This is a genomic window from Micromonospora lupini, from assembly GCF_026342015.1.
GTDB classification, from domain to species: Bacteria; Actinomycetota; Actinomycetes; order Mycobacteriales; family Micromonosporaceae; genus Micromonospora; species Micromonospora lupini_B.
On record NZ_JAPENL010000001.1, the window covers coordinates 2563875 to 2576601 of the forward strand.

Here is a 12727-nt window from a genome sequence, read left to right on the forward strand (position 1 = left end):
CGGCGGTCAGCCGGCGAGCAGAGCCGCCATCCGCTGCGCCTGCGCCTCCCAGCGCCACTCCCGCTCCACCCACGCCCGGCCCGCCGCGCCCAGTTGGCGGGCCAGGTCCCGGTCGGCGAGCAGGCGGGCGACCCGGTCGGCGAGCTGGGCGACGTCCCGGCCGCGGACCACGTACCCCGTCTCTCCCTCACGGACCGCGTCCGGGGCGCCGCCGGAGTCCCCGGCCACCACCGGCAGGCCGGTCGCGGACGCCTCCAGGTAGACGATGCCCAGCCCCTCCACGTCCAGGCCACGGTTGCGGGTGCGGCAGGGCATCGCGTAGACGTCACCGGCCGCGTAGTGCGCCGGCAGCTCGGCCGCCGGCACCGAACCGGTGAACACCACGTCCCGCTCGACGCCCGTCTGCCGCGCCAGCTTTTCCAGGGTCGCCCGGTACGGCCCACCGCCGACGATCAGCAGCGCCGCGTCGGGCACCCGGCGACGGATCTCCGGCAGCGCGCGGATCAGCATGTCCTGACCCTTGCGCGGCACCAGCCGGGACACGCAGACCACCACCGGCCGGTCGGTCAGCCCCAATCGGGCCCGGACCGGCTCACCGTCCACAGTCGGGTGGTAGGCGTCCACGTCCACCCCCGGCGCCAGCCGGCGCAGGTCGGTCAGCCCGTCCAGCACGCGGGCCAGCCGGACACGGGTGTACTCACCGAGGTAGGTGGTCACGTCCACACCCCGACCGATGCGCCGCAGCGCCGGCCGGGCCGCCGGCAGCGCCGCCCAGCCGACCTCGTGCCCGTGGGTCTGCGCCACCACCCGGCGGACGCCAGCCCGTCGGCGCAGGCCCGCGGCGAGCAACCCCAGCGGGGCCGCCGCGCCGAACCACACCGTGTCGCAGTCGTACGCGCGGGCGAGGCGGGCCGCCCGGCGGGCGATCAGCGGGGTGGGCAGCAGCACCCGGGTGCGCTCGCGGATCACCTCGAAGGGCTGGTCGGCGTCGAACTTCGCGGCGCCCCGCCAGCTCGACGCGTACACCACCACCGACCCGGCCGGCTGACGCACGGCGAGGTTGTGCACGAAGGACTGGATGCCGCCCGGCCGGGGCGGGAAGTCGTTGGTGATCAGCAGCGTGCGGTTCATCGGGCGGCCTCCCGGGCGTACGCGCGGGCGGCGGCCATCCGCTCCACGGTGGACGGATGCGAGGCCGAGTAGAGGTATTCCCAGCGCGGCGGATCGGGGTCGCCGAGGTTTACCGAGCCGAGCCGGCGCTGCATCGACTCGAACGACACCGGGTCGCCGGTGAGCGCGAGCGCGTGCGCGTCGGCGCGCGCCTCCACCCGCCGCGACAGCAGCGCCTGCACCGGGGTGGCGACCAGGCCGGCCACCGTGACCAGGGCGATCAGCAGCGGAAACGCGCGCGGATGGGCCACCGAGTCGACGCCTGCCAACCGCAGCAGCAGCCCCCACGAGCCGAGCAGGTAGAGCGCCACCACGGCAGCGGCGGCGCCCAGCGCCCCGGTCAGCGTGCCCACCGCCACGTCGGAGTCCTTCGCGTGGCCCAGCTCGTGCGCCACCACCGCGGTCACCTCGGCCGGGGTGGCCTCGCTCAGCAGCGTGTCGTAGACGACAACCCGGCGGGTCGGCCCGAGGCCGGAGACGTACGCGTTGACCGCCCTGGTGCGCCGCGAGGCGTCGGCGACCAGCACGTCGCGCACCGGGACGCCGTCGCGGGCGGCCATGCTCATCAGCTCGGTGCGCAGCGCGCCCTGCTCCATGGGGGTGAACTTGTTGAACACCGGCTCCACCAGCACCGGCAGCACGAACGAGAGCAGCACCACCAGCAGCGCCGCGCCCGCCGCCCCGAACGCCCACCACCAGCGCGGCGCGAGCCGGATGACCGCGTAGAAGCCGAACAGCGCCACCGCGCCGATCACGGCGCTCACCGCGTACGACTTGAGCAGGTCCACGGCCCAGCCGTTCCACCCGTTGGTGCTCAGCCCGTAGCGGGTCAGCACGCTCTGCCGCCAGGCGGCGAACGGGAGGGTGAGCAGGTCGGCGACGAGCACCACGGCGAGCCCACCGAGCACCGCCTGCGCGATCCAGTGCCCACCGAACGGCCGGCCCACCAGCTCGACGAGGCGGCTGCCCAGCGGGGTGAGGCCGAGCGCGACGGCGATCAGTAGCCCGACGGCGAGCGCGGCGTAGCTCCCGGGGCGCAGCGCGGCACGGAATTCGCGCCCCTTGGCCACCTGCTCCGCCGGGAGGTCACGCAGCGCGGCGAGCTGGTCGGCGCGGGGCGCCGGCGGCCGGTGCCAGGGAATGAACAACGCGGCGGTCACCAGCAGGGCCACCGTCAACCCGGCCAGCGTCAGCAGCGCCCACCCGCGCGGAGTCACCGGGGCACCGCCGCGCGCGCCACACAATGGGCCCGCGCAGCACCGACGAGCCCGCCGTGCTCACGTCGTACCCCGCTCATCCCGCCGCTCCTCCCGCCGTGACCGCCCATCCTATGGCCCGCGAAAAGCCCGCTTCGCCCGCGGTGTCGCGCTCCGCCGCCCGGCGGGCGGCAGCGCTGACCCTCAGGCCAGCCGGCGTGCGGGGACGTCGGGCCGCGCGGCGGACCTGGCGTGCGCGGCGACGTCGAGCCGCGCGGCGGGACCGGCGTGTGCGGGGAGGTCGAGCCGGTGGACCCGGCGTGCGGCGACGTCGGACCGCGCGGCGGACCGGCGTGCGGGAACTCAGGCCACCCGGCGGACCCGGCGTGCGGCGACGTCGGGCCGCGCGGGCGCGGCCAGCACCTCGACGTCGAAGCCGGCCCGGGCGAACACCTCGATCGCCTCGACCTCGGCGGCGACCAGCCCGGCCGCCGGGGACGTCTCGTCGAACAGGGCGGTCAGCGGGCAGCCGGAACAGCCGTCGGCCCGCTTCGCGCACCCGTCGCAGTCGATGAGCATCGCTCCTCCTGATCGCTCGCGCTGCGCAGCCGACGCCCTGTCGTCGTCGCCCGAGCACCGTCGGTAACATCGACGCTATCCACCGGGTACGACAGAACCGCCCGTTGAGGGCTAGATCGACTCCAGATCAGCGAAATCGGGGTATCCCGGCCGGTCGGACACCGCGACATCGGCGATCCCGTGCCGCGCCAATCGCCGGTCAACTGCCGGTCAAGCGCCTGTTCCGTCCATGGTGGCCACTGCGATCGTGATGCCACGGCCGAGCGGAACCGGCCGAACCCCAGGTCGACCCACGGAGGACTCGACATGCGCGGACCATCCTCGACCACACGCTCCCGCCTCTCGGCCGTCGCGCTCCTCGCGGGCGCCGCGACGGCCGCGAGCGGCCTCGTCGCCACGCCGGCGCAGGCCACCTCGGCATTCGGCTGCAACTACCCCCGCGTCTGCTTCTGGGTGACCGGGAACCCGTACAACGGCAATTCGCCGACCGCGTCGTTCCAGGACAACTACTACCAGACCCTCGGCTCCCGCAGCCGGGGCGCCGACTGGGTCTACAACAGCCGCAACGACGACGGCGCGAAGATCTTCTACTCCAACGGCGACTGGGTCTGCATCGCGCCGGGCGAGCTGGCAAACCTCGAGCCGTACGGCTACGCGGTCGCCCTCGACATCATGGACTCCCCCTACTGCTCCTACTGACCGCCCGCGTCGACCCCTGATCGAGGTGCAGACATGAATCCACGACGCCTTTTGGCCGCGTGCGCCGTCACGGTGACCGCAGCGGTCGGCCTCGTCGCCACCCCCGCGTTCGCCGGTGGCACCTTCCAGACCCAGACCGACCTGAACCTGCGCTACTGCCAGTGGCTGAACAACTCGCAGTGCTCGGTCATCCTCACGATCCCGAAGGGCCACTCGGTCTACCTGAACTGCTGGGCGACCGGCTCGTCGGTAAACGGCGACACCGTCTGGTACAACGCGTTCTACGGCAACGCGAGCGGCATGCTCGCCGGTGACTACGTCAACACGGGCCACGACCCGAACCCCGCCGTCTCCCACTGCGTCTAACGGCACCTGGGCACCCGAGAGTTCGAGATCCACTCCAGATCAGTGATATCGGGGTGTTCCGACGGCCGGGACACCCCGACATCGCCGAACTCGTGTCGATCACCGGGCGGCCTGCGGCCTGCGGCCCTCAGGAGCGGGCGAGGCGGCGCAGCAGCGAGTCGGCCCCCAGCGGGTACGCCCCGTGCCGGCGTACGCCGTCGGCGACCTCGCGGTCGGACGAGACCACGACGACCGGACGGCCCGCCGGCTCGGCGCGGACCAGGCGGCGGATCAGCTCGTCGGCGGTCTCGCCCTTGCGGGAGAAGAGCACCCGGACGCCGCGGGGCGCCGGGGGCAGCCCGTGCATCCGTTCGGCGCCGTCGAACACGACTGTGACCTCGTCACCGGTCTGCGCGGCGATCCCGCCCAGCCCGGTGATGAGGCGCTTGCGCTGCTGCTCCAGGGACATCTCGCCGAAGCCGCGCTTGGTGACGTTGTAGCCGTCCACCACGAGGTGCGCCCGGGGCAGGGCGAGCAGCTGGTCCAACCGGGCCGGGTCGTCGGTGTCGCGGGCACGGGCTGCCGGGCCGGCCGGGGCGGTGCCCGGCTGCTCGGCGAACGCGTCGGCGACGAAGTCGGCGGGGAGCTTGTCCACCGGGTCGAGCGCCAGCTCCCGGCGCAGCCCGACGGCGGCCTGGCCGATGGTCTCCAGCAGCAGCCAGAGGCGGGCGTCGTCGACCGAACGTGCCTCCTTCGCGCTGGCCCGGGCCACCCCGGCGGCGGCCTCCGCCTCGGCGAGCCGGGCACGGGCGCGGCGCAACTCGGCGTCCACGTCGGCGCTGGCGCGTGCGGCCCGGCCGCGTTCGGTAGCCAGGACTTCGGTGGCCTTGCGCTCACGCGCCTGCGTCTCGCGCAGGGTACGGGCCAGCTGACGGGACTCCTCGCGGAGCTGGCCCAACTCCTCACGGACCCGCGCCAGCTCGTCGCGGAGCTTCTCGGCCTCGACCCGGGCCACCGCCCGGTCGTGCTCGGCGCGGGTGGCCCGCTGCTCGGCCTCGCGGACCAGCTCGGCCACGACCGCGCTGTCCGCCTCGGCGCGGACCGCCGCGCCGCTGGCGTCGATCAGCTCCCGCCAGCCACGGGGCCGGGCCAGGTAGGCCAGCGCGGCCACCTCGACCGGGTCGGCGGCGGCCGGCGCGGTGCCCTCGACCACTGCCGCGCCGAGGTCGCCGGCGTCGGCAAGCACCCGCGCGGTGACCCGCTGCCGGAACAGCGGGTCGGCGGTGAGCTGTGCGGCGATGGCCGGGGCGCCGAGCCGGGCCCGGCGGTTGGGAGCGAACTTGGCCACCCGGCGCAGTGGCACGGGCACCTCGTCGGCGGGCAGGGTGGGCAGCACGGTGGCGGTCAGCGCCACGATCCGCTGCCGAACCGGCTCGGGCAGCGTCGGCTCCGGCTCGACAGGCGGGTCACCACCCGAATCGGCAGGTGTGTCACCGATGTCCGGGTCGCCCACGGCACCGTCGACGGCGACCGGATCCTCCTGCGGGAGGTGGTCGTCGTGCGGCTCGGTGAGGGGCATGTGGCAAGTCTCCCACCGCGACCGGGCCCACCGCCCGGTGAGTGAGCCGATCTCTCATCCTAGCCCCATGGTGACTGCTGGGACTGCTGCGACGGGAGTGTCGGACCGAGGCGCTAGCGTGCCGCCGATGGCACAGGCGGAGTACGTCCAGGAGTCACTTGCCGGTCTCGACCCGGCGGTGGGCGGGGTGGACCCGGCCCTGCCGCTGTACGCGACGACCTTCGTGGTGGTCGACCTGGAGACCACCGGAGGCGCCCCCGACGGCGGCGGCATCACCGAGATCGGCGCGGTCAAGGTGCGCGGCGGCGAGCAACTGGGTGAGCTGGCCACCCTGGTCAACCCGGGGCAGCCGATTCCGCCGTTCATCACCGTGCTGACCGGGATCACCCAGGCCATGCTGGTGCCGGCGCCCCCGATCGAGCAGGTGCTGCCCAGCTTCCTGGAGTTCATCGCCGACGCGGTGCTGGTCGCCCACAACGCCCCGTACGACGTGGGGTTCCTCAAGGCCGCCTGCGCGAAGCACGGTCACCGCTGGCCCAACCCGCGCGTGCTGGACACGGCGGCGCTGGCCCGGCGGGTGCTGACCCGCGACGAGGTGCCCAACCGCAAGCTGGGCACCCTGGCGGCCTATTTCCGCACCGCCACCCAGCCCACCCACCGGGCGCTCGACGACGCCAAGGCCACCGTCGACGTGCTGCACGGGCTGATCGGCCGGCTCGGTGGGCACCGGGTCGACACCGTCGGCGACGCCATCGAGTTCGCCCGCGCGGTCACCCCGACGCAGCGCCGCAAGCGGCACCTGGCCGAGGGGCTGCCCAAGGTTCCCGGGGTCTACATCTTCCGGGCCGCCGACGACCGGCCGCTCTACGTGGGCACCTCGGTCGACATCGCCACCCGGGTGCGCAGCTACTTCACCGCGGCCGAGAAGCGCGCCCGGATCTCCGAGATGCTGGCCGCCGCCGAGCGGGTCGAGGCAGTGGAGTGCGCCCACTCGCTGGAGGCGGAGATCCGCGAGCTGCGCCTGATCGCCGCGCACGCGCCTCCGTACAACCGACGGTCGAAATATCCGGAACGGATGGTCTGGCTCAAGCTGACCGACGGTCCGTACCCCCGCTTGTCGATCGTCCGGGACCTCTCCCCCACGGACACCGCCTACCTCGGGCCCTTCACCTCCCGGCGGGCCGCCGAGCTGGCCGCCGCCGGCTTCCACGACGCGGTGCCGCTGCGCCAGTGCACGCACCGGCTCTCGCTGCGCACCGTCACGCCGGCCTGCGCGCTGGCCGAGCTGGGTCGCTGCCCGGCGCCCTGCGAGCACAAGATCACCCCTGAGGAGTACGACGACAGAGCCGCCGGGCCGTTCCGCACCGCCACCGCCAGCGACCCGCAGCCCGTGGTGGACGCGTTGCTGGCCCGGATCGACGTGCTCGCGGCCGACAAGCGCTACGAGGAGGCCGCCGTGGTGCGGTCCCGGCTGGCCGCGGTGCTGCGCGCCACCGTGCGGATGCAGCGGCTGGCGGCGCTCACTTCGATCGTGGAGCTGGCCGCCGCCCGGCCGGCCGCCCGGGGCGGCTGGGAGCTGGCCCTGGTCCGGCACGGTCGCCTGGCCGGCGCCGGGGTGTCCCCGCCAGGCGTCCACCCGCGACCCACCCTGAACGCGATCCGGGCCACCGCCGAGACGGTGTCGGGCGGGCACGGCCCGGTGCCGTCGGCCACGGCTGAGGAATCCGAGCGCATCCTGTCCTGGTTGGAGCGGCCGGAGACCCGGCTGGTCGAGATGTCGTCCGGTTGGTCCTCGCCGGCGGGCGGGGCGGGCCGGTTCCGTGACCTGCTGGCGAAGGCCGAGAGCGGGGCGTCGCACCAACTCTCGACCGAACGCTCATGACCAACTGACCGATCGGACTACGTCGACTCCCTTAGGCTGTTAGAGAAGTGCAGTCCTGCCCGTTTCGTGGGCCTGCTCCCGATCGCCCGGTCCGGCGGTCGCGGAGCCGGGGTGAGGAGGTGTCCCTCGTGGACGTCGACGCCGGACACGGCGCCGCCCTGGGGGGCGCCCTGCCGACCCAGTCGGGTGAGCTGCCCCTGACCCGCCGACTACGGTCGTTGCTCACCTGGCCGACCACCGACTCCGACCCGGTCACCCACCTGGTCCGCACCCATCGGGGCATCCACGCCGGCACCGACCCCGCCGTGCTGCGCCGGGCGTACACGATCGCGGAGAACATGCACCGCGGCCAGTTCCGCAAGAGCGGGGAACCGTACATCACCCATCCCCTCGCGGTGGCGCAGATCTGCGCCGAGCTGGGCATGGACACCACGACCCTGGTGGCGGCGCTGCTGCACGACACAGTCGAGGACACCCGCTACACGCTCCAGGCGCTGTCGGAGGACTTCGGCGGCGAGGTGGCCCACCTGGTCGACGGGGTGACCAAGTTCGACAAGGCGTTCTACGGCAAGGCCGCCGAGGCGGAGACGGTCCGCAAGATGATCGTCGCGGCCGCCAAGGACGTCCGAGTGCTGATCATCAAGCTGGCCGACCGGCTGCACAACATGCGTACGCTCGGTGTGCGCTCCGCGGCGTCGCGGGAACGGATCGCCCGCAAGACCCAGGAGGTGCTGGTCCCGCTCTGCGACCGGCTGGGCATCCAGACCCTCAAGCGCGAGCTGGACGACGTGGTGCTGCTGCACCTGGAGCCCGACGAGCACGCCCGGCTGGCCCGGCACGTGCACGATCGGCCCGGTTGGGACTCGTACCTCGACTCGGTGGTGACACAGGCCCGGGTGGCGCTGCGCCGCAGCCGGGTCGACGCCGTGGTGAGCCCGCGTCCCCGGCACCTCTACTCGATCTGGAAGGACACCATCGCCGGCGGCCACACCGCCCCGTACGACCTGCCCCGCATCTCGGTGGTTGTCGACGGCCCGGCCACCGACTGTTACGCCGCGCTGGGCGCGATCCACGGCACGTGGCGGCCCGTCCCGGGCCGTTTCAAGGACTTCATCGCCTCACCGAAGAACAACCTCTATCGCTCGCTGCACACGAGCGTCTGCGGCCCGCAGGACCGCACGGTGGAGGTGCTGCTCCGCACTGAGGAGATGCACCGCTCGGCCGAGTACGGCATCGCCGCCGACTTCCGCTTCCCGCGCTCGGGCAGCAGCAGCGCGGCGGCCCGGGCCGAGCAGTTGGACTGGCTGCGCCGCGTGCTCGACTGGGAGCCGGACGCCGCCGACCCGGCGCAGTTCTACGAGTCGCTGCGCTGCGACCTCGCCGAGGGCCAGATCCAGGTCTTCTCCGACGGGCGTCAGGTGGTGCTGCCGGCCGGCGCCACACCCGTCGACCTGGCGTACGAGCTGGGCAGCCAGCGGGGCGACCACTGTCTCGCCGCCCGGATCAACGGCCGGCTGGCGCCGCTGAGCTCGGAGCTGGACGAGGGCGACGTGGTGGAGATCTTCACCGAGAACGACGGCGACAACGGCTTCGAGGCAGGCGTGGCGCCACGCGGCCCCCGCAAGGAGTGGCTGGGCTTCGTCAAGTCGCCGCACGCGCAGATGCAGATCAACAGGTGGTTCGCCGAGCACACCGAGCCGGGCATCACCATCAGCGACAAGGTCCGCCTCGGCCGGGCCACCATCGGGCTCGCCCTGCGCCAGCACAACCGCGGCCTCGCCAGCGACCTGCCGCTGCTGCGGCTCTCCGAGGAGCTGGGCTATCCCGACCTGGAGACCCTGCTCGTCGCGGTCTTCGACCGGGTGATCGAACCGGACACCGTGGTACGCCAGCTCATCGACCTGGTCGACCATCGACAGTGACCGTCCGGCCCCCAGCGCGTCCGAGGGACATTCGTGACCACTAACCTGGGGTCATGATCCCCCGTTCCCGCGCCACCGGTCGGGCCATCTTCTACCAGGCCTTCTACCGGCTGCCGCTGCCGGTGCGCCGTCGTCTGGTCAAGTTGGCCGTGCCCAAGTACATCGTCGGGGCGGTCACTCTGGTCCGGGATGCCGAGGCGACGGGCGCGGGCCGGCTGCTGATGCTGCGCCAGCCCCCCGGCAAGGGCTGGTCGCTGCCCGCCGGCCTGCTCAATCGGGCGGAGCCACCGGTCGTGGGCGCGGCCCGCGAGCTGTTCGAGGAGTCCGGCATCCGGCTGCCGCCGTCCCGGCTGCGCCCGGCGGCGCCGAACGCGATCGTGCACGCCAAGGGCTGGGTCGACATGGTCTTCGAGACGGAGGTGCCGGCGTCCAGCACCGAGCTGGCGGTCGACGGCGCGGAGGTCTTCGAGGCCGCCTGGCATCCGCTGGACGACCTGCCCAAGCTGACCTGGCCGACGGCCCGGCTGCTCGCCTACTACGACATCGGGCCACTGGCCGGGCAGTTCCCGCCCCCGATCCCCGACGACCTGCCATGACCGGCCGGCCTGCCATGGCCGGTCGGGCTGCCATGGTCGGTCGGGCTGCCATGGTCGGTCGGGCTGCCATGGCCGGTCGGGCTGCCATGGCCGGTCGGGCTTCGGTGCCGGCCGAGCTGTGCGCGGTCGTGCTCGCCGCGGGTGAGGGCACCCGGCTGCGCCCGCTCACCGCACGGGTGCCCAAGGCGCTCTGCCCGGTCGGCAACGTGGCACTGCTGGACCGGGCGCTGGCCCGTCTGGCCGGCCTCGGTCTGAGTGGTCCCGCACGCGTCGCGGTGAACGCCTGCTACCTCGCCGACCAGGTGGTCACACACGTCGACGATCGCGCCCACCTGTCGGTGGAGCCCGGCGACCCGCTCGGCACCGCCGGTGGGGTGGCCAACCTGCGAGACTGGATCGACGGCCGGCCGGTGCTGGTCGGCAACGCCGACGCATACCTGGCCGACGCCGCCACTCCCCCGGGCCCCGACGTGGCCGCGCTGCTGGACGGCTGGGACGGGACCTCCGTACGCCTGCTCGGCCAGCCCGCCGCCGACCCGACGGCGCCCGGCACCTTCGCCGGACACTGCTTCACCGGGTTCTCGCTGTTGCCGTGGCGGCTGGTCCGCGACCTGCCGGTGACCTTCTCCGACCTGGTACGCGCGGTGTGGCGGCCCGCCGAGGCGGCCGGCGCGCTGGAGGTGGTGCCCTACCCGGGCACCTTCTACGACACCGGTACCCCCGCCGACTACCTGGCGGCCAACCTGCACGCCGCAGCCGGCGGTGCTCTCGTCGACCCCTCCGCGACCGTGACCGGCAGCTGCGTGGAGTCGGTGGTCGGCGCGGGCGCACGGGTGGACGGCGACGTGCGCCGCACCGTGGTGTGGCCGGGCGCGCTCGTACGCGACGGCGAACGGCTGCACGACGTGATCCGGTTCGGGGACGACTGCACGGTCCAGGCCGCCGCGCACGGCTGAGCCGGCCTGACGCCCCGCGCCGGCCGACCCACCAGACACGGCAGCCCGGCTACCCGCCAGCCGGGCAGCCCAGCAGCCCAGCGACCCGCCAGCTCGGCGGCCCAGCGGCCCGCCAGCCCGGGCAGCCCAGCGGCCCGGCAGCCCAGCGACCCGCAAGCCGGGGCAGCCCGGCGGCCCGGCAGCCCAGCGACCCGCAAGCCCGGGCAGCCCGCCGGCCCGGCGGCCCGGCAACCCGCCAGCCCGGGCAGCCCGGGCAGCCCGGGCAGCCCGGCGGCATATACCTCTGTGAGCGATATACCTGAGCGTCATATTTATGACTCGCAGGTATATGGCTCACCGGCGACACGGGCTCGGCGGTCCCGGAACGTTCCAGACGGCCGATGACAACGGCGCCCAGGCCAGGCGGCGGCAGGTGGCAGGCGCCCAGGCGGCACGCCACCGCGACGCCACTCCCACACGGCCCCAAAGGAACCCGTCAACCCCACACGGCACGCCGACTTCACGCGACACGCCAGGCCGCGCAGCAGGCAGCACACAGCACGCCAGAGCCGCGCGCCACACCGGGGCCAGGTCGACGAAGCCGACGCGACGGGGTGCACCCTCTGCCGGTCCGGTCGGAGACATCTAGCATGAACGACGACGCCGACGAACGGAGAATTGCCCCGTGATCACCGCGATCGTGCTGATCGACTGCGCCACCGACGCGATTCCCGAGGTGGCGGAGACCCTGGCCAATGTCACAGGCGTCAGCGAGGTCTACTCGGTGGCCGGGCACGTCGACCTCATCGCCATCGTCCGGGTCCGCGAGTTCGACCAGATCGCGCAGGTCATCGCGGGCAGCATCTCCAAGGTGCCGGGTGTGCTGAACACGGAGTCGCACATCGCGTTCCGGGCGTACTCCCAGCTCGACCTCGAGGAGACGTTCGCGATCGGCCTCGCCGACGCCGACTGACCCGCCGGGCCGCGTGGGCCGGCCGGCGCCGGACGCGGCGCGGCCGGTCCACCCCTTCGAGTGGACCGGCCGTCTGCTGCCGCTACGTCAGCTCTCGCTGGGAGCGGGCCGCTCGGTGGTGCCGAGGCCCGGTTCCGGGGACTCGGTGATGCCACCGCTCGGAGCGGGCGACTCGGTGGTGCCACCCGGAGCCTGCGACGAGGTACCCGGGCTGGGCGTACCGCTGGCGCTGGTCTGCGGGACCGGGATGCCGAGCTGGTTGGCGAGCTGGACCAGCTCGTCGTAGTGCGCCTGCAGCGTCGGCAGCGCGGTCGTAGCCAACTGGACCACCGACTGCTCGGAGCCCTGCGAGATCTCCGTCTGGGTGGCCTGGATGGACTGGACGTGACCGGCCAGCTCACTTGTCACCCAGAGCCTGTCGAACTCCGCGCCGCTGGCGTTGTTCAACTTGTCGATGACCGCCTGCTGATCGGCGCTGGGCTCGTTCGGCAGTTCGACGTTGAGCTGGGACGCGGTCTGCTGCACCGTCTGGTCCAGCTGGGTGTGGTCGGTCTTCAACATCGCGCCCAGGTCCTTGACCCCCTGGTTCTGGCCCTTCTGCTGAGCCAGGTCACCGGCGGTGATCTCGAACAGGTTCACCTGGTGCACCGCCTGCAGATACTGAGTGTCCTGCGTCGACGGCTGTGCCGCGGCCTGCGCGGCCACAGCCGGCGCGACGCCTACCAGCACCAGCGCGGCCAACAGGCCGAGGCGTTTGAGACCCAACATGCTTCCCCCCCTAGAGACGTTGGACAGCACGGATACCCGGCTCACGGGGGTTATTCCTGCGATCGCCCGGCGCGCGGGGTCGA

General features: G+C 73.4%; 12 protein-coding genes. 7 read left to right on the forward strand and 5 right to left on the reverse strand.

Features of this window, described 5'->3' with window-relative positions:
• Nucleotides 1-6 precede the first annotated feature (6 nt).
• The 3 genes from OOJ91_RS11220 to OOJ91_RS11230 form a co-directional block, all read right to left on the reverse strand.
• The gene (locus tag OOJ91_RS11220; protein WP_266244537.1) at nucleotides 7-1131 is read right to left on the reverse strand and encodes a glycosyltransferase family 4 protein; all 1125 of its coding nucleotides are present in this window, start codon (nucleotides 1129-1131) and stop codon (nucleotides 7-9) included.
• Nucleotides 1128-2387, reverse strand: a complete 1260-nt coding sequence (locus tag OOJ91_RS11225) for a M48 family metallopeptidase (RefSeq protein WP_266244538.1) — start codon at nucleotides 2385-2387, stop codon at nucleotides 1128-1130. The genes OOJ91_RS11220 and OOJ91_RS11225 overlap by 4 nt, the downstream gene beginning before the upstream one ends.
• Nucleotides 2388-2729: 342 nt before the next feature.
• Entirely contained in the window at nucleotides 2730-2945 is a 216-nt protein-coding gene (locus tag OOJ91_RS11230) for a hypothetical protein (RefSeq protein ID WP_266244539.1), read from the reverse strand.
• 306 nt (nucleotides 2946-3251) lie between these two features.
• On the opposite strand from OOJ91_RS11230, the gene OOJ91_RS11235 reads away from it, so the two are divergent.
• Together OOJ91_RS11235 and OOJ91_RS11240 are read left to right on the forward strand one after the other, a co-directional pair.
• Nucleotides 3252-3644, forward strand: a complete 393-nt coding sequence (locus OOJ91_RS11235; RefSeq protein WP_266244540.1) for a hypothetical protein — start codon at nucleotides 3252-3254, stop codon at nucleotides 3642-3644.
• 33 nt (nucleotides 3645-3677) lie between these two features.
• Complete coding sequence (locus OOJ91_RS11240) at nucleotides 3678-4010, forward strand: hypothetical protein (protein WP_266244541.1); 333 nt, start codon at nucleotides 3678-3680, stop codon at nucleotides 4008-4010.
• 127 nt (nucleotides 4011-4137) lie between these two features.
• On the opposite strand, the gene OOJ91_RS11245 is transcribed toward OOJ91_RS11240, so the two are convergent.
• A complete protein-coding gene (locus tag OOJ91_RS11245) occupies nucleotides 4138-5568 on the reverse strand; it encodes an NYN domain-containing protein (RefSeq protein ID WP_266244542.1) in 1431 nt (476 codons plus the stop codon).
• Nucleotides 5569-5695: 127 nt separating this feature from the next.
• On the opposite strand from OOJ91_RS11245, the gene OOJ91_RS11250 reads away from it, so the two are divergent.
• The 5 genes from OOJ91_RS11250 (at nucleotide 5696) to OOJ91_RS11270 (ending at nucleotide 11876) form a co-directional block, all read left to right on the forward strand.
• The gene (locus OOJ91_RS11250) at nucleotides 5696-7450 is read left to right on the forward strand and encodes a DEDD exonuclease domain-containing protein (RefSeq protein WP_266244543.1); all 1755 of its coding nucleotides are present in this window, start codon (nucleotides 5696-5698) and stop codon (nucleotides 7448-7450) included.
• Between the two features lie 128 nt (nucleotides 7451-7578).
• On the forward strand, nucleotides 7579-9372 hold the full coding sequence (locus OOJ91_RS11255) for a RelA/SpoT family protein (protein WP_266245373.1): 1794 nt from the start codon (nucleotides 7579-7581) through the stop codon (nucleotides 9370-9372).
• Nucleotides 9373-9425: 53 nt separating this feature from the next.
• A complete protein-coding gene (locus OOJ91_RS11260) occupies nucleotides 9426-9968 on the forward strand; it encodes an NUDIX hydrolase (protein WP_266244544.1) in 543 nt (180 codons plus the stop codon).
• A gap of 86 nt (nucleotides 9969-10054) precedes the next feature.
• On the forward strand, nucleotides 10055-10924 hold the full coding sequence (locus OOJ91_RS11265; protein WP_266245375.1) for a nucleotidyltransferase family protein: 870 nt from the start codon (nucleotides 10055-10057) through the stop codon (nucleotides 10922-10924).
• Between the two features lie 664 nt (nucleotides 10925-11588).
• Nucleotides 11589-11876, forward strand: coding sequence for an Lrp/AsnC family transcriptional regulator (locus OOJ91_RS11270; RefSeq protein WP_007463184.1), 288 nt, complete (start codon nucleotides 11589-11591; stop codon nucleotides 11874-11876).
• An 87-nt stretch (nucleotides 11877-11963) separates the two neighbouring features.
• On the opposite strand, the gene OOJ91_RS11275 is transcribed toward OOJ91_RS11270, so the two are convergent.
• The gene (locus OOJ91_RS11275; RefSeq protein ID WP_266244545.1) at nucleotides 11964-12644 is read right to left on the reverse strand and encodes a DUF4142 domain-containing protein; all 681 of its coding nucleotides are present in this window, start codon (nucleotides 12642-12644) and stop codon (nucleotides 11964-11966) included.
• Nucleotides 12645-12727 lie beyond the last annotated feature (83 nt).